The organism is Ornithinimicrobium ciconiae (assembly GCF_007197575.1).
Lineage (GTDB): Bacteria > Actinomycetota > Actinomycetes > Actinomycetales > Dermatophilaceae > Ornithinicoccus > Ornithinicoccus ciconiae.
Genome location: NZ_CP041616.1, coordinates 747,135 through 773,483, shown reverse-complemented (window position 1 = coordinate 773,483; position 26,349 = coordinate 747,135). Strand labels below are relative to the sequence as shown.

At 70.5% G+C, this 26,349-nt stretch carries 25 protein-coding genes and 1 riboswitch; of the genes, 12 read left to right on the top strand and 13 right to left on the bottom strand.

Translation table 11 applies throughout. The annotated features are described in order from the left end of the window. The first annotated feature begins 4 nt into the window (after positions 1–4). A complete protein-coding gene (locus FNH13_RS03530; protein ID WP_165700008.1) occupies positions 5–1,198 on the top strand; it encodes a YbfB/YjiJ family MFS transporter in 1,194 nt (397 codons plus the stop codon). A 97-nt stretch (positions 1,199–1,295) separates the two neighbouring features. Here FNH13_RS03530 and FNH13_RS03525 read toward each other — a convergent pair whose 3' ends face one another. Next, positions 1,296–1,985: a LuxR C-terminal-related transcriptional regulator gene (locus FNH13_RS03525; protein WP_143782189.1), complete on the bottom strand. Its 690-nt coding sequence runs from the start codon at positions 1,983–1,985 to the stop codon at positions 1,296–1,298. Then, a complete protein-coding gene (locus tag FNH13_RS03520; protein ID WP_228266574.1) occupies positions 1,982–3,406 on the bottom strand; it encodes an ATP-binding protein in 1,425 nt (474 codons plus the stop codon). Before FNH13_RS03520 ends, FNH13_RS03525 begins: the two co-directional genes overlap by 4 nt. A gap of 115 nt (positions 3,407–3,521) precedes the next feature. On the opposite strand from FNH13_RS03520, the gene FNH13_RS03515 reads away from it, so the two are divergent. The 3 genes from FNH13_RS03515 to FNH13_RS03505 all read left to right on the top strand — a co-directional run bounded on the left by FNH13_RS03515 (position 3,522) and on the right by FNH13_RS03505 (position 5,966). Beyond that, positions 3,522–4,949, top strand: coding sequence for a PspC domain-containing protein (locus FNH13_RS03515; RefSeq protein ID WP_143782187.1), 1,428 nt, complete (start codon positions 3,522–3,524; stop codon positions 4,947–4,949). Further along, entirely contained in the window at positions 4,946–5,389 is a 444-nt protein-coding gene (locus FNH13_RS03510) for a hypothetical protein (protein WP_143782185.1), read from the top strand. Before FNH13_RS03515 ends, FNH13_RS03510 begins: the two co-directional genes overlap by 4 nt. A 325-nt stretch (positions 5,390–5,714) precedes the next feature. After that, positions 5,715–5,966, top strand: coding sequence for a hypothetical protein (locus tag FNH13_RS03505; protein ID WP_143782184.1), 252 nt, complete (start codon positions 5,715–5,717; stop codon positions 5,964–5,966). A gap of 41 nt (positions 5,967–6,007) precedes the next feature. Here the strand turns inward: FNH13_RS03505 and FNH13_RS03500 are convergent, their stop codons facing one another. Next, complete coding sequence (locus tag FNH13_RS03500) at positions 6,008–7,660, bottom strand: thiamine pyrophosphate-binding protein (RefSeq protein WP_143782183.1); 1,653 nt, start codon at positions 7,658–7,660, stop codon at positions 6,008–6,010. A 180-nt stretch (positions 7,661–7,840) separates the two neighbouring features. Further along, a riboswitch (SAM riboswitch) is annotated at positions 7,841–7,961 on the top strand. A 220-nt stretch (positions 7,962–8,181) separates the two neighbouring features. Here FNH13_RS03500 and FNH13_RS03495 point away from each other — a divergent pair. Both FNH13_RS03495 and metX read left to right on the top strand, forming a co-directional pair. Beyond that, positions 8,182–9,498: a bifunctional o-acetylhomoserine/o-acetylserine sulfhydrylase gene (locus tag FNH13_RS03495; RefSeq protein WP_143782181.1), complete on the top strand. Its 1,317-nt coding sequence runs from the start codon at positions 8,182–8,184 to the stop codon at positions 9,496–9,498. A 13-nt stretch (positions 9,499–9,511) separates the two neighbouring features. Beyond that, positions 9,512–10,831 carry a homoserine O-acetyltransferase MetX gene (gene metX, locus FNH13_RS03490; protein WP_143782180.1) on the top strand — a complete coding sequence of 440 codons (1,320 nt, stop codon included), beginning with the start codon at positions 9,512–9,514 and terminating at the stop codon, positions 10,829–10,831. Between the two features lie 68 nt (positions 10,832–10,899). Here metX and FNH13_RS03485 read toward each other — a convergent pair whose 3' ends face one another. Further along, positions 10,900–11,550 (bottom strand): hypothetical protein, encoded by a 651-nt coding sequence (locus FNH13_RS03485; protein WP_143782178.1) that lies wholly within the window; start codon positions 11,548–11,550, stop codon positions 10,900–10,902. 290 nt (positions 11,551–11,840) lie between these two features. Here FNH13_RS03485 and FNH13_RS03480 point away from each other — a divergent pair, with 290 nt between their 5' ends. Together FNH13_RS03480 and FNH13_RS03475 are read left to right on the top strand one after the other, a co-directional pair. Further along, positions 11,841–12,071 (top strand): hypothetical protein, encoded by a 231-nt coding sequence (locus FNH13_RS03480; protein ID WP_143782176.1) that lies wholly within the window; start codon positions 11,841–11,843, stop codon positions 12,069–12,071. Further along, the gene (locus FNH13_RS03475; RefSeq protein WP_228266573.1) at positions 12,055–12,387 is read left to right on the top strand and encodes a type II toxin-antitoxin system PemK/MazF family toxin; all 333 of its coding nucleotides are present in this window, start codon (positions 12,055–12,057) and stop codon (positions 12,385–12,387) included. The genes FNH13_RS03480 and FNH13_RS03475 overlap by 17 nt, the downstream gene beginning before the upstream one ends. Here FNH13_RS03475 and FNH13_RS03470 read toward each other — a convergent pair. From FNH13_RS03470 to FNH13_RS03450, 5 genes are all read right to left on the bottom strand, one after another. Beyond that, positions 12,384–13,034, bottom strand: a complete 651-nt coding sequence (locus tag FNH13_RS03470) for a hypothetical protein (RefSeq protein WP_143782175.1) — start codon at positions 13,032–13,034, stop codon at positions 12,384–12,386. The two genes, FNH13_RS03475 and FNH13_RS03470, sit on opposite strands and share 4 nt — an antisense overlap. Positions 13,035–13,340: 306 nt before the next feature. Continuing rightward, complete coding sequence (gene argG / locus FNH13_RS03465; RefSeq protein ID WP_143782174.1) at positions 13,341–14,774, bottom strand: argininosuccinate synthase; 1,434 nt, start codon at positions 14,772–14,774, stop codon at positions 13,341–13,343. A gap of 130 nt (positions 14,775–14,904) precedes the next feature. Beyond that, positions 14,905–16,041 (bottom strand): SPFH domain-containing protein, encoded by a 1,137-nt coding sequence (locus tag FNH13_RS03460; protein WP_143782172.1) that lies wholly within the window; start codon positions 16,039–16,041, stop codon positions 14,905–14,907. A 20-nt stretch (positions 16,042–16,061) separates the two neighbouring features. Next, the gene (locus FNH13_RS03455; protein WP_143782170.1) at positions 16,062–16,625 is read right to left on the bottom strand and encodes an NfeD family protein; all 564 of its coding nucleotides are present in this window, start codon (positions 16,623–16,625) and stop codon (positions 16,062–16,064) included. A 593-nt stretch (positions 16,626–17,218) separates the two neighbouring features. Next, complete coding sequence (locus FNH13_RS03450; protein ID WP_143782168.1) at positions 17,219–18,730, bottom strand: hypothetical protein; 1,512 nt, start codon at positions 18,728–18,730, stop codon at positions 17,219–17,221. Between the two features lie 158 nt (positions 18,731–18,888). Between FNH13_RS03450 and FNH13_RS03445 the strand changes: the two genes are divergently transcribed. Beyond that, positions 18,889–20,136: a carboxylate--amine ligase gene (locus FNH13_RS03445; protein WP_143782166.1), complete on the top strand. Its 1,248-nt coding sequence runs from the start codon at positions 18,889–18,891 to the stop codon at positions 20,134–20,136. 98 nt (positions 20,137–20,234) lie between these two features. Here the strand turns inward: FNH13_RS03445 and FNH13_RS03440 are convergent, their stop codons facing one another. Next, entirely contained in the window at positions 20,235–21,308 is a 1,074-nt protein-coding gene (locus FNH13_RS03440) for a lysylphosphatidylglycerol synthase domain-containing protein (protein ID WP_143782164.1), read from the bottom strand. Positions 21,309–21,327: 19 nt separating this feature from the next. After that, positions 21,328–21,960 (bottom strand): IMPACT family protein, encoded by a 633-nt coding sequence (locus tag FNH13_RS03435; RefSeq protein ID WP_143782162.1) that lies wholly within the window; start codon positions 21,958–21,960, stop codon positions 21,328–21,330. A gap of 43 nt (positions 21,961–22,003) precedes the next feature. Between FNH13_RS03435 and FNH13_RS03430 the strand changes: the two genes are divergently transcribed. The 3 genes from FNH13_RS03430 (at position 22,004) to FNH13_RS03420 (ending at position 23,854) form a co-directional block, all read left to right on the top strand. Next, positions 22,004–22,705, top strand: a complete 702-nt coding sequence (locus FNH13_RS03430) for a copper resistance CopC family protein (RefSeq protein ID WP_165700007.1) — start codon at positions 22,004–22,006, stop codon at positions 22,703–22,705. A gap of 249 nt (positions 22,706–22,954) precedes the next feature. Further along, positions 22,955–23,155, top strand: a complete 201-nt coding sequence (locus FNH13_RS03425; RefSeq protein ID WP_143782160.1) for a DUF3073 domain-containing protein — start codon at positions 22,955–22,957, stop codon at positions 23,153–23,155. A gap of 162 nt (positions 23,156–23,317) precedes the next feature. After that, positions 23,318–23,854 (top strand): hypothetical protein, encoded by a 537-nt coding sequence (locus FNH13_RS03420; protein ID WP_143782159.1) that lies wholly within the window; start codon positions 23,318–23,320, stop codon positions 23,852–23,854. Here FNH13_RS03420 and purM read toward each other — a convergent pair. Together purM and FNH13_RS19440 are read right to left on the bottom strand one after the other, a co-directional pair. Then, positions 23,827–24,948 (bottom strand): phosphoribosylformylglycinamidine cyclo-ligase, encoded by a 1,122-nt coding sequence (gene purM / locus FNH13_RS03415; RefSeq protein ID WP_228266572.1) that lies wholly within the window; start codon positions 24,946–24,948, stop codon positions 23,827–23,829. The genes FNH13_RS03420 and purM overlap by 28 nt on opposite strands. Before the next feature lie 61 nt (positions 24,949–25,009). Further along, entirely contained in the window at positions 25,010–26,326 is a 1,317-nt protein-coding gene (locus FNH13_RS19440) for an AI-2E family transporter (protein ID WP_143782157.1), read from the bottom strand. Between the last annotated feature and the right edge of the window lie 23 nt (positions 26,327–26,349).

Below are 26,349 nucleotides of genomic sequence, written 5' to 3'. Positions count from 1 at the left end.
GCCGGTGCAGCCCGTCGCAGCCGAGGGTCACGGTCGGTTGGCCGTGGCGATCGGGCTGGCCGCGGGGCCGCTCGTGGCGCTGGGCCTGGCCCGGTTCGCCTATGCGCTGCTGCTGCCGGCGATGAGCGACGACCTGTCGTGGTCCTACTCCGCGGCGGGCGCCCTCAACACCACCAACGCCGCCGGTTATCTGCTCGGTGCCCTGGTCGCGGCGCCACTGGCCCGGTCCTTCGGCACGCGGCGGACCTTTGTGTGGGGCACCGCGGTGACCACCGTGGCCCTGGCACTGACCGCCGCGACCAGCACGTATGCCGTGCTCCTCACCATCCGCTTCGTCGCCGGGCTGGCTGGGGCGCTGGCCTTCGTCCTGGGAGCGGCGCTGGTGGCGGAAGCGAGCCATCGTGGCTCGCGCGGCCGGGCCGCGGTGCTGCTCGGGGTCTACTTCGGCGGCGCCGGTGCCGGCATCGTCGCCGCGGGTCTGCTGGTCCCGCTGCTGCTGGACGTGACCGACGGCGCGGGCTGGCGGCAGGGCTGGCTCGCCCTGGCCGCCGTCGGCGCGGTGGCCACGCTCGCTGCGGCGCGGGCGGCCCGCCAGGTGAGCGACCCGGTGCCTGCCCAGGACCTGGCCCGACACTGGGACCGGCGGCTCATCGGCTGGGCCGTGGTCGCCTACACCTGCTTCGGGCTGGGCTATATCGCCTATCTCACCTTCATCAGCGAGTACCTCACCGACGAGGGCATGTCCGGTCCGCTGATCGCCGGGTTCTGGGCGGTCGTCGGGCTGGCTGCCGCCCTCTCCGGCCTGGCCTGGGGGCCGCTGCTGGGCCGCCTGGGTGGCTCCCGCGGGATGGCCGTGGTGATGACCGCCCTGGCCGCGGGCACCGTGCTCCCGGTGCTGCTGGACGGTCCTGTCGCGGCCTACCTGTCCGGCGCGGTCGTCGGCGGCAGCTTCCTGGCGGTCGTGACGGCCGTGAGCATCGCGGTGCGGGAGTCGCTGCCCCAGCCGCACTGGACCGCGGGACTCGCCTTCGCCACCATCGCCTTCGGTCTCGGTCAGACGGTCGGGCCGACCCTGACCGGGTGGGTCTCGGACCTGACCGCTGACCTGGGCACCGGCCTGCTGCTGTCCGGCGCGATCCTGGTCGTCGGTGCCGTCGTGGCCCTGCTGCAGCCCCGCCACCCCGAGCGCGAGACCTGACCCGTCCCGACCTGACCCGACCCGTCCCGGCTGAGCGGCGCCCGTCCCGACTGAGCGGCGTCCGGTCCGGGTGGGCGGCGCCCGGTCCGGGTGGGCGTCAGAGCAGGCGGCGGGCCGAGGCCCACGCCGTGAGCTCGTGCCGCGAGGACAGCTGGAGCTTGCGCAGCACCGAGGACACGTGCGTCTCCACCGTCTTGATGGAGATGAACAGTTCCTTGGCCACCTCCTTGTACTGGTAGCCGCGGGCGATCAGCCGCATCACCTCACGCTCGCGAGCGCTGAGCCGGTCCAGCTCCTCATCGACCTCGGCGATCTCACCGGCGGCCGCGCCGAAGGCGTCGAGGACGAACCCGGCCAGCCGCGGGCTGAACACCGCGTCGCCGTCAGCCACCCGCACGATCGCCCCGCCGAGCTCCGGTCCGCTGATCGTCTTGGTGACATAGCCTCGGGCACCGGCCCGGATCACGGCGATCACGTCCTCTGCCGCGTCCGAGACGGACAGCGCGAGAAAGCGCACCGGCGCTCCGCTCGCGGTGGTGACCCCAGCGCATCCGGCGATCACATCACTCCCGCCGCGTCCGTTGCCTCCGGGGAGGTGCACGTCCAGCAGCACGACGTCCGGACGGTGCTCGTGGATCACGGCGACCGCGGCGTCGACGGTGCCGGCCTCCCCGACGATCTCCAGGCGCCCGGCGGAGATCTCGTCGAGCTCGGCGCGGACACCGGAGCGGAACATCCGGTGGTCGTCGACGAGGACGAGCCGGATGGGCGCGGGCGTGTCGGTCATGAGTCGGCTCCTTGGTCGTGCGGATGATCGGGGGTGGTCGACGCGGCGGCGGAGGCGTCGGGCTGGCGCGGCCCGGCATCCGCCGGGGGCCCGCCCACGGGCAGCTCGAGGCTGACCTCGGTCCCCTGCTCCAGGCGTCGCACCGCGGCGGTCCCGCCGTGGCGCTGCATCCGGCCCAGGATCGACTCGCGCACCCCGAGGCGGTCCTCCGGCACGTCGTCCAGTTCGAACCCGGGCCCGTGGTCGCGGACGAAGGCCTCCACGGAGGCGGTGCCGACCTCGACGTAGGCCGACACCGGCGCCGCGCCGTGCCGCACCGCGTTGATCAGCGCCTCCCGCAGGGCGTTCACCAGGGCCTGACCACGGTCGTCCAGCGGACGGTCCCCCGTGACGACCAGCTCGATGGGCACGCCATACAGGTCCTCCACGTCGTGTCCCGCGGCCGCGACCGCCCCGGCGAGGGTGGCGGAGTGCCCGACGGGTCCGGCATACAGCCAGCTGCGCAACTCGCGCTCCTGGGCGCGGGCGAGGCGGGTGACCTGCCCAGGGTCGTCCGCGCGGCGCTGGATCAGGGCCAGGGTCTGCAGGACCGAGTCGTGCAGGTGCGCGGCGATGTCGGCTCGCTCGGTCGCGCGGGCGGTGGCGGCCTGCTCCTCGCGCAGGTCGCGCCAGAGACGGGTCACATAGGGGGCAGCCAGCAGGCCCACCCCGACCAGCGCCAGCACCACGGCGAACCCGACATCGCGCAGCTCGTCGAGGCTGCGTCCCTGGGCGGTCAGCGCGATCAGCGCCGCAGCGACCAGACCGACCCCGATGATCAGCCGCCCCAGTGCCTGCTGTCGGTTGCCCTGGTGAGCCAGCAGCCGGTCGCGCCCGTTGGTGTCGAGCTGGGACCAGACAAAGACGGCTCCGATGGTCAGCACCAGCACGGGGAGGGTGATGTCCAGGCGCAGGTTGAGCCCCAGGGTCTGCACGAGGGCGATGGCTCCCACCAGGATCGCCAACCCACCCCCGAGGACGAGCAGGATGCCCGTGCCCGGTTGCCGCAGGCGTGCCTGGACCATCCCGTATGCCGTGCCGGACCCTCCCGCCGATCCGCTCCCCACAGCGTCTGGCTGGGAGGTGGGGCCGGGCGAGGTCGGACGAGGTGCGGCCGAGCCGGGTGGCGCCGTGCTGGCCTGCCTCTCCACGGCAGGCTCGATGGTGGCCCAGAGGAAGGCATAGACCAGGGCACCGAGACCACCGACGGCGGTCAGCACGATAAATCCCACCCGTAGTGCCAGCGGGTGCAGTCCGAGATGATCCGCCAGCCCGGCACACACCCCGGCCAGCACGCGCCCGTCGGCAGCACGGCGCAGGGCTGGTCGCGGCCGCTGCGGAGGACTCCCCGGCGGCAGCGACGAGGGCTGTGGGCTGCTCACGTCCCCATCCTCCCCCAATGTCAGACCGCAACCCCGACGGATCGGGGTGCGGTCAGGGTCCGATCAGGGTCGACCCTCATAGCGGCGGGGCCCCCTCCGGGGAGAGAGTTGAGTCATGACACAGACACCACCCCACGGCGGACAGTTCGGTCCGTCGGGAACCGACAACTTCTTCACGGGACTGCGGCGCATCGACCTGCGACGCTCCGACGACAGCTGGCTCGGCGGCGTGTGCTCCGGGCTGGCCGAGCGCCTCGGCGTCGACGCCCTGGTGATCCGCGCCCTGTTCGTCGTGCTGAGCCTGGGGATGGGCCTGGGCGTCGTGCTCTATCTGCTGTCCTGGCTAGTCATCCCCAACCGCCACGAGGAGACCCACATCGAGTCCGCGCTGCGGGACGGCAAGGCCGAGTCGGTCGTGCTCCTGGTGGCCGCCGTGCTGAGCGTGTTCGGCTCGTTCGGCTGGTTCGGCGGCGGCTGGTGGGACGGTGGTTTCGCCGGTTGGGGGGTCATCTCGCTGGTGATCCTCGGCCTGGGGGTCTGGTGGCTGTGGACGGAGTGGACCAAGCGTGAGCAGCCCGGCTTCTACGGCCAGCGCGCCCAGCAGTTCGCGCAGTCTGCCGCTCCTGGCGAGTCAGGCAGTGCGGCGGGTCACGCCCCGCCGCCCTACGCTGCGACCTCCGCTGGGACCTCCGCTGCACCGGGCCACCCGGGCGGCAACGAGGGCTGGTCGCACTCCGACAGCTCAGGTGGCACCGGCGGCGCCACGGCGTGGACGCCCTCCGGAGCCGCCAGCACCACCGACCCCACACACGTCGGGGTCACGACCACCGACCCGGCGCTCGGTCACGGCGGTTGGGGTGGCCCTCCCCGAGCGGCCCGACCGGCCGCGCCAAAGCCTCCGCCGGCGCCGCGCCGTCCAGGGCGCCGCTCCGCAGGGGTCGCCGGCACGCTGCTGGGCACCGGTCTGGCCCTGTCGGCAGGTGGCGGTCTGGCCTGGGCCGCGTCCGAGTACAACTGGTCGGTCAACCCCTGGTTGGTCGGGCTGGCCGGGGCGTTGGGCGCGCTGGGGCTGGTGATCCTGCTGCTCGGGCTGGTCGGCCGCACCTCCGGCTTCCCAGGCTTCCTGGCGATCTGCACGCTCGTCCTGACCGTGGTCGCGCTCCCGATCGGCAACTACTTCGTGCCCTCCGGCCGGGTGGGTGATGTCACCTGGACCCCCGACGCGACGATCGACAACCAGGGACCCTTCCGGCTCGGTGCCGGCACCGGGATCCTCGACCTGCGCGACGTCGACCCGCAGGACTTCCCGGACCCGATCCTGGCCAGCGTCGCCCTCGGCAACCTGACCATCCTGGTCCCGGACGACTTGACCGTCCGCATCGAGGCGGGCACCGGCGCGGGCAGCGTCGACGTCAACGACGGCCGGTCGATGGACGGGATCGGTGTTGACGAGGTGATCGTGGTCGGCGACGGACCGATCGATCTGGAGGTCGAGGCCAACGTGGGCCTCGGTCAGGTCCTGGTGGAAGGAGACGGACAGTGAGCAACAACGACGCGTTCCGCAACGATGACAGGGGGATCTGGTCGGATGACACGACCGCCCTCCAGCACGACGAGTCGGTGACAACCGACCACGGTGACCAGGCAGCCTTCGGGCACGGCGACCAGGCGACATCTGCCCACGGTGACCACACGAACTTCACCGCGGGTGAGGCGAGTGGGTCGCGGGAGCAGCCCGCCGACATACCGCCTCGTGCCCTGCCCCGCCCCTCCGGTCCGTCCTGGGGCACGGTGGCCCTCGGGCTGATCTGCCTGGTCGTCGCCGGTGGCGCCTTCTGGGTCGAGTGGGCCAGCCTCGACCTCGACTGGACCCGGTCCGGGCCCCTCACCCTGGTCGGCCTCGGGATCATCCTGGTGCTCGTCGGTCTGGCCGCCCTGCTGCGGCGCAGTGATGACGACGAGGACCTCGACAGCGGCGGCTGAGCTGCAACGTCCGGGGACGGGCGCACACACACCATCTGGGCGATGAGCCCGACCGCACGCCTCGGGCAAGGGCAGCGCGGTCCACCGAACGGCCGGTGACGACGCGGGGAACGTCGTCACCGGCCGTTGTCCGTGTCCGGGGGGCTCCAGGAGGAAGCGTGCAATCCCCCTGTACCGTCAGCACGTGCCCAGTTCCCGCTTGGACCTCAGCCTCGAAGGGTCTGTGCGGGAACGACGTGATCGCAGGGGCGGGACAGTAGTCGCCGTGGCAGCGTCCCTCGCCGGGGGCCTGCTGGCAGGAGTGCTCTCATATGTGGGAGCTTTCATGCTGTGGCACGGCCTCAGCGTCGCCATCGGTCGGGGTGACCCGACGTGGAATGACGGCGAGGGAGTCTGGCTCACGGGGTTCGGCCTGCTCTACACCGCCCTGGTGGGTTTCGGGATCTCTCAGGGCGTCCGCTTTTTCAGTCTCCGCGGCGGTCCGGGCAGCCGCCTGGTCACAGCCGTGCTGTGGATCGTCCCCACCGTTGCCCTCCATGTGCTCTTCGCGGCAAGCGTCCTGGGACCGGGCGACTGACGGCGGTCAGCCCGTGGTCAGCCCGGTGGTCAGCCCGGTGGTCAGGCGTTCACTCGGATGACCTCACGCTGGTAGGGGGCCATCACCTCGCGGCTGATGCGCAGGTCGAGCAGCAGGAACGGACGCTCCGCGACCGGGCGCTCGGTCCACTGCGCGAGGTGCTCGAGGTCCTCGAGGGTGCGGACGATCACACCCTCGGCACCGACCGCGCGGGCCAGGCCGGCGAAGTCGACCTCGTCGATGAGCATCGGCTCAGGGGCAAAGCCCTTCCGGCCATAGAGGTGGACCTCGGCGCCGTAGGCCCGGTCGTTCCAGACCACCGCCATCCCGCGGCCACCGGCCACCCGCACCGCGGTCTCGAGATCGGCCAGCGCCATCAGCCCGCCCCCGTCACCGGTGGTCAGCACCACGGTCGAGTCCGGCTTGGCCCGGGCCGCGCCGGCCACCGACGGGAAGCCCTGCCCGATGGCCTGATAGGCCGTGCCGATCATCATCATCCGGTCCGGGGCGGCGACGGGCCAGTACATATTGGCCCACGCGATGAAGTGACCCCCGTCGGACACCACGACCCGGTCCTGCGGCAACAGCTCGGCGAGACGTCGGGCCGCCGAGCGCGGGTCCAGGCGTCCGTCTGAGGCCAGCCCGGTGCCGGGGTCATAGGCACGCAGCGCCGCCAGGTCGACGCTCTCGCGCCAGGTGCTGCTCTGCGCGCCGGTCGCTTCCAGTTCGGCCAGGATCGCCCGGGCGGCCAGGGCGGCGTCGGCGTGCAGGTAGTCACCCACCTGGGGGTGGGTCGCGGTGTTGGACAGGTCGACCTGGATGACCCGCGCGGCCGGGTCGAACAGCTCCCCGAAGCGCATCGTGAACTGGTTGAGCGAGGCGCCGAAGACGACCGCGACATCTGCCTGGTGGATCAGCTCCATAGCTCCCTCGGCGCCGAAGCCGCCGGCGACCCCCAGGTCGAACTGCTGCTCGGGGAAGATGCCGCGGGCCAGGGCCGTGCTCGCGGTGACCGCACCGGTGGCGGCGGCGAGCGCCCCCAGGTCCTGACCGGCTCCGGCCAGCCACGCCCCGCGCCCGGCGAGGAGCACCGGGCGTTGAGCGCCCGCGAGCGCGCGGGCGATCTCGGCCACCTTGCCCGTCGCCAGCTCACCGGTGGGCGCGACCGGCGGGGGCACCATCGGGTCCGGCGCCGCCGGGATGTCCCCGACGTCAAGGCCGGCCACGTCATACGGGATGGCCAGGACGGCGGGCAGGGAGTAGGACAGTGCGTGCTCGATCGCGAGCATGGCGGTGGCCGCCGAGTCGGTGCGTCCGACGGTGAAGGTGCGCACCCCCACGGCGCTGGCTAGGGCCAGCTGGTCCACGTCCCACGGTCGGCGCCCCCAGCGGGGCGCCTCCCCGGTCACCAGGATGAGCGGGATGCGTGCCTGGGCCGACTCCGCGAGGGAGGTGAGGGTGTTGGTGAACCCAGCCCCGTAGGTCGTGGTGGCGGCAGCCAGCCCACCGCCGGCGCGGTAGCAGGCGTCGGCGGCCACCACCGCCCCCGCCTCGTGGCGGACCGCCGTGAAGACGGCGTCGGTCTCCCGCTCGAGCGCGTCGAGAAAGTGTGCGTTTCCGTTGCCCATCACCCCGAAGACCTGGCTGATGTGCCGGGTCAGCGTGGCGGCGACATGCGCGGAGACAGTGGCCATGAGTTTATTCCTCCTGGGGTGTGACAGCCGACTGTAGCCGCCTCTCTTCGGCCCGAAGGCCCAAACCGCATGATCCGCACTGATTCGTGGCCGTTTTGTCGCAGAACCTTCGATCTGGACACCCTGTGAGGCCTGACAACCGAATTGACCTCGGTGACGCCTTCTGATAGAACTACGTCAGGTCATGAGTCCCAACGTCAAGCCCCGGCTCGTTGGGCGGCAACCCTCCACTCGCGGTGGGGTGCCCCGGGTGATGACCCGGCGGACGTGGCACCGGAGCTGCGATCCGCAAGCGCGGGCCCGTCGACCGGTGGGCCCAGTGACGCACAAAGGAGCGCTGCTGTGACCTGTTGCCGAATGCCCAACCGCTGAGTCCGCCACCGGAGACCAGCACGCCCGACCCCGGGCCGAGTCTGCGCGACTCAGCCGGCGCCACCACGCCGCCTCACCTCGATCCACCCTTCCCTGACACGCCTCGCGCGCCCTACCCGCGCACCCTGAAACCCTTTGGAGAGCACACCATGTCCTGGTCCTTCGCCACCCGACAGATCCACGCCGGTCAGACCCCGGACACCGCCACCGGTGCCCGCGCCCTGCCGATCTACCAGACCACCTCCTTCGTCTTCGACAACGCGGACGTCGCCGCCGCCCGGTTCAACCTCGAGGACCTCGGCCCGATCTACACCCGCATCGGCAACCCGACGACCGAGGTCGTGGAGAACCGCCTCGCCGACCTCGAGGGCGGCGTGGGGGCCCTGCTGCTGGCCAGCGGCCAGTCCGCGTCCACCTTCTCGATCCTCAACGTCGCCCAGGCCGGTGACCACCTGGTCGCCTCCCCCAGCCTGTATGGCGGGACGCAGAACCTTTTCGCCCAGACCCTGCCCCGGCTGGGCATCGAGGTCACCTTCGTCGAGGACCCGACCGACCCGGAGTCCTGGCGCGCCGCATCCAACGAGCGCACCCGCGCCTTCTTCGGTGAGAGCATCGCCAACCCCAGTGGTCTCGTCCTGGACATCCGTGGGATCGCCGACGTCGCGCACGAGGTCGGCGTGCCGCTGATCATCGACAACACCATCGCCACGCCCTACCTCACCCGCCCGATCGAGCACGGCGCTGACATTGTCGTGCACTCCGCCACCAAATACCTCGGTGGCCACGGCACCGCGATCGGTGGCGTGCTGATCGACAGCGGCAACTTCGACTACGCGCAGTACCCCGACAAGTACCCCGGCTTCAACGAGCCGGACGAGGGCTATCACGGCCTGACCTTCGCCAAGGACCTCGGCGTCGGCAATGAGACCTTCGGCGGGACCAACCTGTCCTACATCCTGCGCGCCCGGGTCACCCTGCTGCGCGACATCGGCCCGGCGATTTCCCCGTTCAACGCCTTCCTGATCGCCCAGGGCGTCGAGACCCTCTCGCTGCGCGTGGAGCGCCACGTGGCCAACGCCAAGAAGGTCGCGAACTGGCTGCTGGACCAGGAGCAGGTCGTCTCGGTGAGCTATGCGGGACTGCCCGGGCACCCGTCATACGAGCTCGCGCAGCGGTATCTGCCCGACGGCGCCGGGGCGGTGCTCGCCTTTGAGATCGCCGGCGGCCTGGAGGCGGGCAAGGCCTTCGTCTCGGCCCTGGAGCTGCACTCCAATGTCGCCAACATCGGCGACGTCCGCTCACTGGTCATCCACCCGGCCTCCACCACCCACCGCCAGCTCAACGAGGGTGCCCTGGCCGCGGCCGGGGTCACGCCGGGGCTGGTGCGCCTGGCCGTGGGGCTCGAGCACATCGACGACATCATCGCCGACCTGGAGACGGGTTTCCGGGCCGCCAAGGGTCTGTGAGCTCTGAGTCCAGATGACCTCTGACACTGTCCGGTCCGGCAGCCGACGGCACACGCTCCCCGTCGGTGACCTGCTCCTGGAGTCGGGGGAGCACCTGCCCGGCGTGCGAATGGCCTACGAGACGTGGGGACGGCTCAACGAGGCCAGGGACAACGCCGTGCTGGTGCTCCACGCACTCACTGGAGACTCCCACGTGGAGGGTCCTGCCGGGCCGGACAGTCCGACGCCCGGGTGGTGGCCCGGGCTGATCGGCCCGGGGAGGGTGCTGGACACCGACCGCTACTTCGTCGTGGCACCGAATGTGCTCGGCGGGTGTCGCGGGAGCACCGGCCCCTCCTCACCTGGCCCGGACGGACGGCCCTGGGGTTCGCTCTTCCCCCAGGTCACCGTCCGGGACCAGGTCCGGGCCGAGGCGCTGCTCGCCGACCGGCTCGGCATTCACACCTTCGCGGCCGTTATCGGCGGCTCGATGGGTGGGATGCGCGCCCTGGAGTGGGCCGTCACCCTCCCCGGGCGGGTCCGTCGCTGTCTGCCGATCGCCACCTCGGCGGTCGCCTCCGCCGACCAGATCGGCTGGGCCACACCGCAACTGTTCGCGATCCAGCAGGATCCTGGTTATCACCGCGGCGACTACTACCCCGGGCCGGGGCCGCGCACAGGCCTGGAGATCGCCCGCCAGATCGCACACGCGACCTACCGCAGTTCCACGGAGCTGCAGGACCGGTTCGGCAATGAGGCACAGCAGGGCGAGCACCCTGCTGCCGGTGGCCGGTTCGCCGTGCAGTCCTATCTGGAGCACCACGGGCAGAAGCTGGCCCGTCGGTTTGACGCCAACAGCTATGTGCGGCTGACCCAGTCGATGAACAGCCACGACATCGGCCGGGACCGTGGCGGCGTCGAGGCGGCGCTGCGCCGCATCACGGCGGACCTGACGGTCGTCGTGGTGGACAGCGACCGGCTGTTCACCCCGGCCGACGGCGAGACGATCGCCCAGTCCCCAGCCTGTCGGGGACTGGTCACCGTGCAGTCCCCCTACGGGCACGACGCCTTCCTCATCGAGACCGACCAGGTCTTCGCCGCGATCAGCGACGCGCTGGCGGACCGCCCGGCGGGCACCAGCACTCCCCCGCGCGCGGCGAGCGCGGCGAGCACGGGCACGGGCACGGGCACGGGCACCCCACGGACCCGCAACGAGGACGCCCGCGGGGCAGGCGCTGGGAATGCCGGGAGCGGGATCCCCTCGCCCCACGACCACCGCGCGGAGGTCCGCCCAGCAGTGCCGTTCAGCGCCCCCGGCCTTCCTCCTGTGCTCAACGGCACTGGCCTCTGGTAGTCAGGGCGCTACGACGCCACCGGGCCGCCGTGCTCCGCGAGACTCCCTCAGCCCGGCGGGTTCGCAGCTCACGCGGGCGAGCCGGCGGAGCCCAGGTCAGGCGGCCCGGGGGCGCCCAGGTCGGTCGAGCTGGCGGCGCCCAGGACGGTCGCACCGCGGGTCCGCAGGAGGACGACTCCCAGGCCTGCCCAGGCCAGCCCGAAGGGGACGGCCAGCAGCACCTGGGACGTTTGCTCGTTGGCCAGGGGCAGCAGCAGCACGCTGAGCACCACCACCACTGACAGGCCGCGCGGCAGGACGTCGCCACGCCAGACACTCGTCGCAACGAGCAGCAGACCAAGCACCAGGAGTCCTAGCCCGGGCATGACCAGGAACGGCATGCCCGACCAGTCGCTGTCGCCAATGGTCGACACCGCCCCGGCTGCGAGGAACAGCGCCAGGCCCAGCCCAGACGCGACCATGCCGGTGAACCCGACGCGGCCTCCGCCACCGCGCCGCCGTGCCAGGAGTGCGAGCCCGACCAGGGAGGCCGCCAGCATCGTCCCCGCGATCAGGAGGAGGACGTCGGTCGTCGGCGTCGACCCTCGCATCGGTCCGGAGACCGCACACGCCTCACCCACGCAGCCCGGCGGCTGAAGGCTGTGGAGCACGGCCGCAGCTGTCCAGGACAGTCCCGCGACGACCGCGCATGCCGCGGTAACCCTTGCCAGTTGACTCATCACTCACTCCCTATGACGCGCCTGCGGTGTCACCGCCGGTCACCCGCGAGCCAGCCCACTCGTCGGATTCGATTCCAGAAGCACGTATGTCGGGTGAGCGGCCGATGTTGCGCTCCGAGGGCCAGGCACGGATCCGGCCGCGCGAGATGCACCGCGTTTTGCCGCCGAGGACATCGCCCCCCACCTGCGCGTCATACGCACGGACCCGGGGCATTCTGAGCCCCGCTGCCGGATGAGTTGACCACAACGAGGCGTGTGACACCTGTGTGACACCGCGCTATCGTTGCATCATGGCGATCGTGAATGTGCGGATCTCAGGCGAGGCAGAGCGTGCCCTGCAGCAACTGACGGCCGACGGCACGAGCACCTCGGAGGCGGTCCGCCGGGCGCTGATCGAGGCGGTCGCGCTCCGCCGCCGCCGGGCGATGCTGGACGACGCCCGGCTGGCGATGGCCGATCCGGCAGACCGAGAGGCGATCCGCGCGGCGATGCAGGAGTGGGCCGATGTTGATCCGTGGTGACGTCTTCGAGGTTCCCGCACTACGACGAGCGGTGGGACACGAGCAGCGCGGCCCACGACTGGGCGTCGTCGTGCAGTCCGACGACCTCCCGCTGTCGACCGTGCTCCTGGCGCCGACCTCACGATCCGCCCCGCCCCGATCCTTTCGACCGCTGATCCAGGTGGGTCGCGAGAGGACTTGCGTGCTGGTCGAGCACCTGCGGACTGTTGACGTCAGCAGGCTGGGCCGCCTCGTGGGCCATCTGGACAGGGACGATCTCGAGGCCGTCGACGACGCCCTGGAGCTCGTGCTGGCCCTCGACCTACGGCACCGCTAGCGTGCCCCGATAGGGTCCCGATGGCGCCGGTCCGCGCTGGCTTGGTGGCGGGACTCGCGAAGCCCGAAAGCGGCGATGACGACCAGTGGCAGGTGTAGCACGCCCATCCACCAGTCGGCCGAGTTGAGCACGAACCAGACCCCCATGTTGACCAGTCCGAACAGTAAGCCAACAAAAGAGGCCACGGACAGGGTGCGGTGATCGACGCCGTCCGGGAAGAGCAGCAACACGCCCAGCACCACTGGAGTGATCATGCAGAACGTCACCCCGGCGTCGTTCCACAGCACCGAGCCGATCGCCGGAGTGATCCGCTCCTCGGCAATCCCGTACGGCATCAGGAACGCCAACGCCATGGGAAGCAACAGCCACAAGCGGTTCCTTCGGAGCGTGCTCCGGCGGAGGCGCGTGCGTTCGCCGATCACGTCGATCAAGCACCAGGCGGCCACGACCAGTTGGACGATCGTGTTGCCGATCAGCCACGCGAAACCGAACGACTCGGTGTCCCCCATGTTCTGAAAGAACGCGACGAGCAGCAGGATCCCGGTGTAGTAGGCCAGGAGAATCCGACCGGACTGGCGAACCCCAAGGAACGGCAGCAGGACGGCGATCAGTAGTGCCAGTTTCGCAACCGGAAGCAGCCAAGGCACGGCTACTGAGTACGGCGCTTGGAGAACCTCGCCGACGACAGCGGGGGCCTGGTCCGGGGTAGGCCGCAACTCCACCCACGCCGGGACGACGAAACAGGCCAGCAGGAGGAGCCGAAACCATATGCGGGAACTCACCGGTGTGGACACGGCGTGGCGGTCCGTCACAGGTGGGTGTTGCCTCCCAGTCTCGCTTGCCATGGCGGGCAGACTACTAGCGCGGACGAAACCGCTATCAGAACGCGGAAGGACGTACGAAACCGCTATCTAAATGCGGGTAGGACGTACGAAACCGCTATCAAGATGGGGTCAGTCGGTGCCGAACTCCATGGCCGCGTTGTCCAGCGCCTCACCGGAGCCGTTGATCGGCACCCCGTCACGAGAGGCGATCCGCTCGGCCCCACCGGACTCGATCGCGCCGAGCAGGATGCCGTTCTCGACCAGCACCGTGCCCTCGTCCAGCGGCTGGGTCGCATAGAGCTCCAGCTTGGCGCGCGAGTCGGCGATGTCCAGGTTGCGCATGGTCAGCTGACCGATGCGGTCCTTGGGACCGAAGACCGCGTTGTCGGTGCGCTCCATCGACAGCTTGTCCGGGTGGTAGGAGAAGTTCGGGCCGTCGGTGGCCAGGATCGTGTAGTCCTCTCCACGCCGCAGCCGGACCGTGACCTCACCGGTCACCAGAGAGGCCACCCAGCGCTGGATCGCCTCGCGAGCCATCAGCGCCTGCGGCTCGAGCCAGCGCCCCTCATAGAGCAGCCGGCCGAGCCGGCGGCCCTCGAGGTGGTAGTGCTCGATGGTGTCCTCGTTGTGGATGGCGTTGAGCAGCCGCTCGTAGGTCAGGAAGAGCAGCGCCATGCCGGGCGCCTCGTAGATCCCTCGGGACTTGGCCTCGATGATCCGGTTCTCGATCTGGTCGGACATGCCCAGACCGTGCCGACCACCGATGGCGTTGACCTCATGCACCAGGGCAACCGGGTCGTCAAAGCGCTGGCCGTTGATCGAGACCGGCCGGCCCCGCTCGTAGCCGATCGTGACGTCCTCGGTCTCGATCTCGACCGAGGGGTCCCAGAACTTCACGCCCATGATCGGCTCGACCGTCTCCAGCGACACGTCCAGGTGCTCAAGGGTCTTGGCCTCGTGCGTGGCACCCCAGATGTTGGCGTCCGTGGAGTAGGCCTTCTCCTGGGAGTCGCGGTAGGGCAGGCCACGCTCGGTGAGCCACTCACTCATCTCGGCGCGGCCGCCGAGCTCCTCGACGAAGTCAGCGTCCAGCCACGGCTTGTAGATGCGCAGGTCAGGGTTGCTCAGCAGCCCGTAGCGGTAGAAGCGCTCGATGTCGTTGCCCTTGAAGGTCGACCCGTCGCCCCAGATGTTGACGCCGTCCTGGCGCATGGCCTGCACGAGCATCGTGCCGGTGACCGCCCGGCCTAGCGGCGTGGTGTTGAAGTAGGCCCGACTACCCGAGCGCACGTGGAAGGCCCCGCAGGCCAGCGCCGCGAACCCCTCCTCCACCAGCTGCAGTTTGCAGTCGACATGCCGCGCCAGCTCGGCGCCATACTCCATGGCGCGCCCCGGCACCGAGGCGATGTCCGGCTCGTCGTACTGCCCGATGTCGGCCGTGTAGGTGCAGGGCACCGAGCCCTTGTCGCGCATCCACGCAACCGCCACGGACGTGTCGAGGCCCCCGGAGAAGGCGATGCCGACGCGCTCGCCGGCGGGAAGACTGGTCATTACTTTGCTCACGAGCGTGAGTGTATACGCCCAACCGCATAAGTATGCAATCTGACCCCGAGGGCGCCCCCCGCGCGCCCGGTCCGGTGCGGCGAGTGGTGCGTGCGTCCCGGGTCGAGGGCTGGGGCCAGCGCGTGATCGGCTACTGCGTGGGCTCGTCGAACGTGCCGGAGTCCGGTTGCGGGGCGGGGCTGGGCTCGGGTGCTCCACGGCGAGCGGTCCGGGACGACTCCTCCGCCTCCCGGGCCGCGCCGGCTGCTTCCTCCCTGGCCCGACGCAGCGCCTCGGCCGGATCCTCCAGCGAGGGCTCGTCGACCTCAACGGCGTCAAAGCTCCCACCGTCATCGCCATAGCTCGGGGTCGGCGGCGCGTCGAGAGAGCCCGTCCCGGAGGGCCCGTGGGGCCCGAGGGCGGCTCCGATGCCCTGCAGCGCCTGGGTGAGCTCGGTCGGGACGATCCACATCTTGTTGGACTCGCCCTGAGCGATCTGCGGGAGCATCTGGAGGTATTGGTAGGCCAGCAGTTTGGAGTCCGGGTTGCCCTTGTGGATGGCGTCGAAGACCCGCAGGATCGCCCGCGCCTCACCCTGCGACTCCAGGATCGCCGCCTGGGCGGTGCCCTCGGCGCGCAGGATCTGGGCCTGCTTCTCACCCTCGGCCGTGAGGATCTGGGACTGCTTGATCCCCTCGGCGTTGAGGATCGTGGCGCGCCGATCACGCTCAGCGCGCATCTGCTTCTCCATCGAGTCCTGCACGCTGGCCGGCGGGTCGATCGCCTTGAGCTCGACGCGGTTGACGCGGATGCCCCAACGGCCGGTCGCATCGTCCAGCACCCCGCGCAACTGGCCGTTGATCTGGTCGCGGCTCGTCAGCGTCTGCTCCAGGTCGAGGCTTCCGATGACGTTGCGCAGCGTGGTGACGGTCAGTTGCTCGATGCCCTGGATGTAGTTGGCGATCTCGTAGACGGCGGCCTTGGGGTCGGTCGGCTGGAAGTAGATGACGGTGTCGATGCTCACGACCAGGTTGTCGCTGGTGATGACCGGCTGGGGCGGGAAGGAGACCACCTGCTCGCGCAGGTCGACCGTGGCGCGCACCTTGTCGATGAACGGGATCAGGAAGTGCAGGCCGGCGTCGAGCGTGCGGCTGTAACGCCCGAGTCGCTGGACGATGACAGCGCTGGCCTGGGGCACGATGCGGATGGCCCGACTGATCGCGACCCCGGTGAAGATCACCAGGAGGGCGAGGACAACCCACAGCGCGACTGTTGATGGCTCGGGCATGGGACGACCTCCGTGAGTGGTTAGGGACTTTCGGTATGCGTGGTCCCGCCCGCGGGACGCTCCGGCTCGTCGACGGCGGCACCGGACCCACCGGCGACGGGACGGTCAGGCTCGACTACGCCGGACCCGCCGGCGACGGGAGACAGGGCCTCGACGATCGCGGTTGCCCCCTCGATCCGCAGCACGTTGACGCTCTGGTCGATGGGCAGGACCGCGCCAGACGTGGTCCGGGCGGTCCACGTCTCGCCGGTGAGCTTGACCAGACCTGAGCGGTCGGTCACCTCCTGCAGCACCACCGCGGTGCGTCCCACCAGGGCGTCGGCGTTGGTGCGCTCCTCCTCACCCGCGGGCTTGAGCTTGCGCAGCGCCACGGGGCGCAGCACCGCCAGCAGGAGCGCGGCGACGGCGACGAAGGTGAGCACCTGCACCGTGATGCTGGCGTCGAGGCCCGCGGCGGTGGCCGCCGCCACCGCGGCCACAGCCAGCATGAAGAAGACGAGGTCCAGCGAAGCGATCTCGATCAGCCCGAGCACGAGGGCACCGGCGATCCACCAGAGCCACTGTGTCTCCTTGAGCCACTCCATGGTGCACCTCCCTCACCAGCCACTCTAGCCGTGAGCGTCGATCAGTCGCGGCAGAACTCCTCCTGTGTCCACAGCGCGCACCCGACGGCGCTGGCAGATCCTCAACTGCGCCCAGCCCTCGCCCGACTGCACCCAGCCCGGCACGCTCAGGCCCCAACCCGCACCGACCGTCCAGCGCCACCCCGGCTGGCGCCCGACAATCGCGCTGGCAGTTCGGCAACGGCCACCGCAGCGCACCCCGCTGACCTGCAGATATGGCAACGGCCCCAGACGCTGGTCCGCGAACTGCCAGCCGATCTGCACGCCCGGGCACGCACCCCAACCCGCACCGACCGTCCAGCGCCGCCCGACAGTTGCGCTGGCAGTTCGGCAACGGCCACCGCAGCGCACCCCGCTGACCTGTAGATATGCCGACGGGACAGAACCCTGGCCAGCGAACTGCCAGCCGATCTGCACGCCCGGCAAGCTCAGGCCCCAACCCGCGCTGGCCGTTCGGCCCCGGCTCCCAGCCCAGCACACACAGGCCCCAACCCGCACCGTCGTGACCGTGGGAAGCCGGGACTGGCTCCGCAGGCGCCGCGCCCGCGCTGGGCTCAGTCGCCATAGGTGTTGCGCACCCAGTCGAGGTAGCCCTCCTCGAAGTCCGCCAGGTCGACCCCGACCCCCTCCACCAGCACGTTGTCCAGCGTCTCGTCCTCATCGACCCAGAGATTGAGTCCGTGCAGGGCCTCGCCGAGCGCGCCGGCCGTGTCGGCGCCGTGAGTCTCCTCGACATAGAGGAAGACGTTGGCCGCCTCCAGATAGTGCCGCTCGACGCTGTCGTCGTCATCGACGAAGAACTCGAAGTAGTCGGCCGGTGGCAGCGCGTCGGGTAGGTCGTCCACGTCGGCCAGCACGGCATACCAGTCCTCGTGGGCCTCCCTCACCTCCTCGTCGCCGGCGAGCTCGAACCAGCCGGCGAAGCCCTCGACGGCCCACCGCGGCGGCTCGTTGTCCGGGTGGCGCAGCATCATCGCCAGGTGCAGCCCCTCGTGGCGCAGCAACGGCGAGCCGCCCTGCGGCTGGTCGAAGATGTCCCACTCGTCCGCCGAGTAGTCCACATCGACGATGAGCCGCGCACCGATCGAGTCATCGGTCACAACATCGGGCAGGTTCCGCCCAGGCTGGACCTCCGCGGAGGCGAGGACGGGGACCGCGAAGCCGGCATAGGTCCCCTCTTCCGAGTCACCGAACAGGGTGGCCACCAGCGACTCGTCGACCACGGAGACCACCATCCGCTGCACGCCCTCCACCGGGAAGCTGTCAAAGACCGCCGCGGCCGCCTCGTCCATGCCCGCGCTGAGCTCCGGGAGCCCGCTGCCCGGCTCAGCGATCAGCACCGTGGCGTCAGTCTCGACGACCTCGATCGGTCCCAGATCCCACAACTGCGGGTATGCCGAGTCGACGCCCTCCGATCCGGCCACCTCGACCACGCGGTAGGGACCGTCGGTGCCGACCCGCTCGAGGGTGAACTCATAGAGCTCTACGACCGGGACCTTGTCGGCACCGGTGACCCGGTGGCGGAAGGAGAACTCCACCAGCGGGCCGTGCACCTCACCGTCGACGTCGCGTTCGAGCAGCCAGGTCGGGTGCATCTCACGCACGTCCATCGGCACCGCCTGCACCCCGGCATACCAGTCACGCTGTTGCTGCGCCGCCTCCCCGGTGAGCGTGGTCAGAGCCAGCCACCGCTCGACGTCCCCGCTGTCCAGCGCGGCGGTCAGCTCCTGCCCGAGCGCGATCAGTTCGGCATGGTCGACCCCCGCCTTGTGGCCCCGCCCCTGGCGGGTCTCTGCGCTGCCCAGTCCGTCGTGACCACCGGCCTCTGTGGGATCGGCCCCGGTCTCCGTCGGACCGGCATCGGTCTGGATCGGAGCGGAGTCGGTCTGGGTGGGGCCGGCTTCGGCAGCACTGGTCGGACGCGCCGGGGTGATCGTGACGGGAGCCGGAACGGCACACCCGGCGAGCACCGCGGCAGCCAGCAGTGCCACCACCCTGGTGAGGAACGGGGAGCGGCGCCCGGTCGGCATACTCCCCCGGTGCTCGCGCTGCGCTCCCCCTGGCATGAGTGCATGGTAGGCCGGTCCACGCACGGACCGTGGCTTGCCACGAAACTCAGGCGACCTGCACAGCACACCCCCGCGGAGCGACTAGGCTCTGCCTCTGCACCAGTCCTGCCCGCGCGGCCGCGCACCGGGGGCGGGGCACGACCCCGAGGAGCACCATGGCCACCGTGAACCCCGACCCGGACTTCGACGTCGTCCTGCTCGGCACCGACATCGGCATCTACGGTCTGGCACGGGCCTTCCACGAGCGCTACGGCATCGTGAGCACGGTCATCTCCCGGGTGATCGCCGGGCCGATCAAGAACTCGCGCATCATCGACACCATCGACATCGGCGAGGACTCCGGTCGCCCCGAGACGCTCGCCGCACTGGAGCGCGAGGGCAAGAAGCGCAAGGCCGCCGGGCGCACCACTCTGCTGTTGTCCAACGCGGACACCTTCAGCCGGATGCTGTCAGACCAGGCCGAGTGGCTGCGCCAGTGGTATGTCGTGCCCGCCGTCGAGGGGACCGTGCTCGACATGGTGGCCGACAAGGTGGAGTTCGCGAAGGTCTGCGAGGAGCTCGACATCCCGACCCCGCGCACCCTGGTGCAGGACTTCTCCGGTGCCGACGCGGCCGGGTGGGAGCCCGCGGCCTTCGACCTGGACTTCCCCGTCGTGGCCAAGCCTGCAGTCGGCGCGGCCTATGAGGGGTTGAAGTTCGAGGGCAAGCAGAAGATCTACAAGGTCGACACCCCTCAGGAGCTCCGCGAGATCTTCGGCCGGGTGCGTGGCGCCGGTTTCCGGGACCGGTTCGTGGTGCAGGAGCTGATCCCCGGCGACGACACCGCCATGCGTTCGATCACGGTCTATATGGACTCCTCCGGCGAGGCCACGCTGCTGGCGACCGCCCAGGTGCTGCTCCAGGAGCACCAGCCCCTGGCGATCGGCAACCCCGCCGCCATGGTCACCACGCCCTTCCCCGAGCTGATGAACCAGGCCGAGCGCTTCCTCAAGCACGTCGGCTATCGCGGCTTTGCCAACTTCGACGTCAAGCTCGACCCGCGCGATGGCGTGATGAAGTTCTTCGAGATGAACCCGCGCATTGGCCGCAACAACTACTACGTGACCGCCGCCGGGGCCAACGTCGCCGAGTTCATCACAACCGACCTGATCGAAAAGCAGTCGCACGACCAGGTCGTCGTGCGCAACGAGGTGCTCTACTCGGTGCTTCCCCAGCCGCTGCTGCGCCGTTATCTCAGCGGCGACGCCAAGTCGCTGCACAAGCGCATCTCGGCCAAGGGGGTGCACCACCCGCTGGTCTACCCCGACAGCCTGTGGCGCAAGGGGTATGTCCTCGCGGCCAAGGCCAACTTCGTGAAGAAGTACGCGAAGTACTACCCGAAGCCCACCGACTCCGGCTTCTAGGACCTGGCGCCGCCGGGCGCCGCCCAGTCGCTGCCCCGGACCGGGCATCGTGAGCGGTCAGCTGGCCGCGCTCGACGTGGCCGCGCTCGACGCGTGGGTCACGCGTCCCTGCTCAGGTCGCCCTCGGATTCCATCGACCACGCCCGGCCCGGTCGGGTCTGCCGGACGTGCCACGGATAGGCGATGGCCCCACCGGGGATCTCACAGAAGAACGTGAAGAAACTGAAGAGCAGCACTCCGGCCATGGTGGTGGTCGGGTCACCGCCGAGCGCCACCAGCACCGCGGCTGTCCCGGTCTCGGTGAACCCGGTGCCACCCGGCGTGAGGATGATCGTGGTCAGCATGCGCCCGATCGCGTAGCCGGCGGTCACCTCGGCCCACCCCAGGTCGCTCCCGACGACGGCGAAGCAGGCTGCCATGAGCACGCCCTGCAGCACCAGGTAGGCGAGCATGCCGACGGTAATCGGCACCCGGCCGGTCCGCAGCAGGTCCCGCGCTGTCGCGAGCAGTGCGGCCAGTCGCTCCCCGAGGTCCTTCGGCACCGGCCGGCGGACGAGCTCGCTGAGCCGGGCACCCACCCGTCCGGTGATCTGGCTCAGCCACCGGCCCGCGCCGTCGTGCACCAGGGCCGTGACCGCGACCGCCAGGAGCAGCACGGCGAACACGACCCCCACGAGTGCGGGAGCGAGGAAGGTGTCGTTGAGCTGCGAACCAGCCAGCAGGAGGGCACCCAGGCCGGCGATGGGGAGAGCCAAGCGCGCCAGGATGTTCCACAGTCCGGTGACCACCGTGTAGATCCCGATCGCTGCGTGCGAGTGGCCGTAGGCACGCATCATGCTCCAGGTCACCGCGACCCCCACCGCGCCGCCCACGGGCAACAGATTGGACACCGCGCTGCCGACCATATAGAGCCCGAGAGCCTGGGTCTTGCGCAGACCGGGGAGGCAGGCCGCCATCACGTAGGTATAGGCCCACACCCCGACCAACCACAGGGCGGTCAGACCAGCCAGGTGCCACAGCCGGACGAGCGAGAGAGTCTCGAACGTCGAGCGCCAGTCCGAGCCCGTGACGGTGGGCAGGACGAAGGCGATGAGCACGATCAGCAGGGCGCCGGAGAGCACCCCTCTGGCCGGGCGGGCCCAGGACCGCCACGATCGCCCCGCTGTCGCCACGTTGCTCGTGCCCCCTTGCTTACGTCCGGTCGACCCACTCGGTTTCGCCGAGGACGAACTCGGCCCCTCCGCCGGTGAGGCGCGCCACCTCCTCGGTCACCGCGGCCCGCTCCCCGACCGGCACCGCCAGGTGCAGCGTAACGAACTCCCCGTAGTCGGCGTCGGTCACCAGCACCCCACCGGCCCGGAGCTCGTGCTCGACGCGTCCGGCGTCGGCGTGACCCACCGCGAGGCTGCCGAGCTGGCGCAGCTCCCGGGCCTGCGGCACCGCCTCCGCCAGGGCGGTGCGGACCGCATCGCCATAGGCGCGGACCAGACCGCCCGTGCCCAGCAGGGTCCCGCCGAACCAGCGGGTGACCACGGCCACGACGTCGCTGAAGCCGCTGTGAGAGAGGGCCTCCAGCATCGGGATCCCGGCCGTGCCCGACGGCTCCCCGTCATCGTTGGAGCGGGTCAGATCCCCCTCCGGGCCCAGCACCCAGGCCGAGCAGTGGTGACGGGCGTCCCAGTGCGTGGTGCGGGCTTCCTCCACCACAGCCCGCGCGGCCTCCTCGGAGTCCACCCGCCGCAACCAGCACTCAAAGACCGAGCGACGCTCCTCGATCGTGGCGGTGACCGGCCCCCGGACGGTGCGGTAGGCGGTGCGCGACATGCCCTGGAGAATACGGCTTGCGGACCCCGCGTACCCTGGAAGGGTGTTCACCCTCACTCACCGAGGGCGACGACCTGGGGGTCGAGCCGTTCTCGGCACGCTCCTGCTCTCCCTGTGGTTGACGCTCCTCGCCATTCCCGCCAGCGCCCACGACTCACTGAGCGGGAGCTCGCCCGCCGACGGCGAGGTGCTCACCGAGGTGCCGAGCGCCCTGGAGCTCACCTACACGGGTGACATCTCCGATCTCGGGGTGCAGTTCATGGTCACCGGACCGGATGACCGGGATGTGGTCCTGGGCACCCCCGAGGTCGACGGCAACACCGTGACCCAGGAGCTGGTCGAGGAGCTCGCTGACGGCGACTACGAGGTCGCCTGGCGGGTCACCTCCTCCGACGGCCACCCGATCTCGGGCACCTATGTCTTCACGATCGAGGCCAGCACGGCTGCGGAGGACCCGGCGCAGACGGACCCTCCCGCCGAGACAGGCACTGAGACCGACTCCGCGACGCCGACCGAGACTCCCACGGACGCGACTGCTCCCCCGGCTCCTGCCGACGATGCGACCCAGACCACCGCTCCCGCAGCGACTTCCGCCCCGGACGCTGGCGCCGAGACGGTCTCTGACGCGGCGGCCAGCACGCCGTCCGAGTCCTCCAGCGGCATCCCGGCGTGGGGCTGGCTGGTGGCTGGCCTGGCCGCGGTCGGCCTGGTGGCCTGCGGCTTCCTGGCGTTCCGACGCAACTGAGCAGGGCCCAGTCGGCCTGAGAGGGCACGACGGCGGCTCTGCCGGCACCCACCTCAACCGGCCACCGGCCGGTGCGGCGACGGGGCTTTCGACGACTTCAGCGGATATCGATGACGCTTCGGTGCGCGAAGTCATGTACCGTAAGCCTCACGACAGATACATTCCCCGGACCGGCTCCGCGGAGTGCTGACACGAAGGTGCCATCACTCAGGCGATGCCGTTCCGCACAACGCACAAGGGGGTCTCGCCATGGGGCGCGGCCGGGCCAAAGCAAAGCAGACGAAGGTCGCCCGGAGACTGAAGTACTACTCTCCGGAGACTGACCTCAACGCACTCGCGCGCGAGTTGGGAGCGGACGGCAAGCCCGTCACCGCCCACGCCGCCGAGTCCGGTGAGGACGAGTTGGAGGAGGACGACGCCTACGACCGTTGGGCTTCTTCCGACAACTGACACCACCGCCGCCAGTCCCAGGGCCTCTGGGACCGGCGGCGCTGTCATGACGATATGAGTGATCTGACGGGCTGCCGTGGCCGCCCGTCCAGCCGGGCCCGACCCGATGCGCTGCCCGGTGTTGTGTGAGGGCGCGAGGACCGATCGGCGAGGGGAGCCAGGTTGAAGGCATGGCACGCGGCCACCTGGGAGGACCCAGATGATGCCGCCACCACGAAGCGCAGGTTCAGCTGGGGCTGGTTGTGGCTCCTCCTCATCCCCGCCGCGCTGATCCTGTTCTCGCTCGCCCGGTTCAACGACTACTGGCAGTACGACGACTGGACTGTCGCGACCCTGCACTGCGACGAGCCACTGACCGCCGACCCCGCCTGGTCCGACCTGCAGGCCGCGGGGTGCGAGCAGGCCCCGATCCCGGGAGCTGAGGTCACCTTGCTCGACGTCGGCAAGCCGGCCCAGGAGTTCGAGACCGATGGCACCACCTGGACGTTCCGCAACATGCCGTCCGCCTTCTCCACGATGGGGCTCAACGTCTTTCTCGAGGAGCCCGCCGGGAGGGTCTTCATCGTGGACGCCTCGACGACGCCACCCACGGTGCACCGCGAGATGACGCCCAGCGATGTGGAGCGCACCGTCTTCGCCCGCAACTTCGGCACGGTCGAGACGACGAACTTCTATGTGGCGGTCGCACCGCCGGAGTAGGCACCGGTGACGCGCACCGCGCCACCGTCGACGCCCTTGGCGCCGCGCACGATGCCCTCCCCCGTCTCACCCGTGTCCGCCTGCACCTCGCCGAGCACCCAGGCCGGCACCCCGAGCTCGGCGCTGCGGGCGACCGCTGCGTCCGCCTGGTCCCCGGGCAGCACGGCGACAAAGCCCACCCCCTGGTTGAGGGTTCGCTCCAGGTCCTCCAGCGGCACGGCACCGAGCTCCTGGACCACGGAGAAGACGGCCGGCGGGGTCCACGTTGAGCGCTCCACGGTCGCCAACGCCCCCACGGGCAGCACCCGCCCGAGGTTGGCAGCCAATCCGCCGCCGGTGACGTGCGAGAGCGCGTGCACGTCGAGGCCCGGGGTGCGGATCAGGTCCAGCAGCATCCGCGTGTAGATCCGGGTCGGCTCCAGCATCTCCTCGCCCAGCGTGCGACCGAAATCCTCGACGTGCCGCTCCCAGGACCAGCCGGCGGCGGCGATGACCCGGCGCACCAGGGAGTAGCCGTTGGAGTGCAGCCCCGAGGACGCCAGCGCGATCACGGCGTCGCCCTCGCGGACCCGTTGCGGACCCAGCACGTCGTCATACTCGACGACTCCCGTGGCAGCCCCTGCCACGTCATACTCGCTCTCGGCCAGCAGGCCCGGGTGCTCGGCCGTCTCGCCGCCGACCAGGGCCACCCCCGCCAGCTCGCACCCGCGGGCGATGCCGGACACGATGGCCGCGATGCGCTCCGGGACCACCTTGCCGCAGGCGATGTAGTCGGTCATGAACAGCGGCTCGGCCCCGCTCACCACGATGTCGTCGACGACCATGCCGACCAGGTCCTGGCCGATGGTGTCGTGCACGTCCATGGCCTGCGCGATGGCGACCTTGGTGCCGACGCCGTCGGTGCTGGTCGCCAGCACGGGGCGCTGCATGCCGCGCAGCGCGCTGGCGTCGAACATGCCGGCAAACCCGCCCAGCCCGCCGATGACCTCGGGACGCTGGGCCGCAGCGACCGAGGCCTTCATCAGCTCGACGGCGCGGTCGCCGGCCTCGACGTCGACGCCGGCGCTGGCATAGGTGATCGGCTGGTCGCTCACGGGTCTCCCCTTGGTGTGTGATCGGGCGGTCGGGACCAGGGTATGCCGTGCCCCCAGCGCGTCACCGCGTGGCCGTCGCGCTGTTTCTGGTGCCGGTCTCTGGTTCGTCCCCGGTGCCGTCTCCGGTGCCCCCGGCCCGCTCCTCTCCGGCGCCGCCAGCCCGCTCCTCTCCGGCGTCGCCAGCCCGCTCCTCTCCAGCGTCGTCCCCTGTGTCGTCGCCGGTCTCTGCTGCCTGCGGCCGGGCGGAGACCCGCTCGACCAGCTGATCGAAGGTGGGCGAGGGGTTGACGCCGATCTCGCGCGCCGCCCGGACATCCTCGGGCAGCTCACGACGCCAGGCCCGCACCGCTGCGACGATGACGCCGGCCGCGGGGACAGCCAGGAACAGACCCGGCAGGCCGAGCGCGACACCGGCACCGGTGGAGATCAGCAGGGTGATCAGCGGAGGGAAGTTCATCGCCCGCGAGAGCAACAGGGGCGAGAGCAGGTTGCCCTCGATCTGCTGCACGGCCAGCACCAGCAGCAGCGTCCAGAGTGCGGTCGGCACCCCGCCGAAGAACAGGGCGATAGCCACGGCCAGGGCCCCTGCGACGGTGGCGCCGATCATCGGGATGAAGGCCAGGATGAAGGTGACGACGCCGAGCGGCACCGCCAGGGGCACGCCGAGCACGGCCAGGCCCAGCCCGATGAAGATGCCGTCCACCGCGCCGGTGACGGCGGAGGCGATCACCCACCACCGGGCGGTCGTGGTGGCGTCCCGGATCGCCGCGAAAGTGCTGAGCTGACGGCCCGCCGGCATGAATCCGACGATGCCCTGGGTCATCTTCTCCCCACCGATGAGGGCAAAGAGGGTGGAGAAGAGCGCGACCAGCACGATCGAGGCGATGCCTCCCAGGATCCCAGCCACGGTCATCGCCACCCCGCCCAGCCCGGAGGCCAGGGTGCCCAGCCGGGTGACCAGCTCCTCCTCCAGGTTGGCCGTGAGGTCGGTGGAGAAGGTCCACCCCTGGGCGACGACCCAGTCGTTGGCGGCCCGCAGGGAGCCGACCACGGCGTCGTAGAACTGCGGCCAGGCGTTGATCATCTGCGTGATGATGAAGAAGCCGAGCAGCAAGATCACCGCGGCATAGACCGTGACGGAGATGATCGCGGCGAGCATCCGCGGCAGATAGCGCTGCAGCCACTGCACTGCCGGCCAGAGCAGGGCCGCCTGGGCGAAGCCGACGAAGGCCGCGACCGCGATCACGGTGATCTGCAGGACGAGCCAGACGCTCAGCAGCGCCGCGGCGATGACCAGGATCAGCCGCCAGGCGATGATCGCCTCAAAGCGAAGAAAGCGTGGGTCCTCGCCCATCTGCTGCGTGTGTGTCGTCGGCACGCCACCATCCTTGGTCACGATGA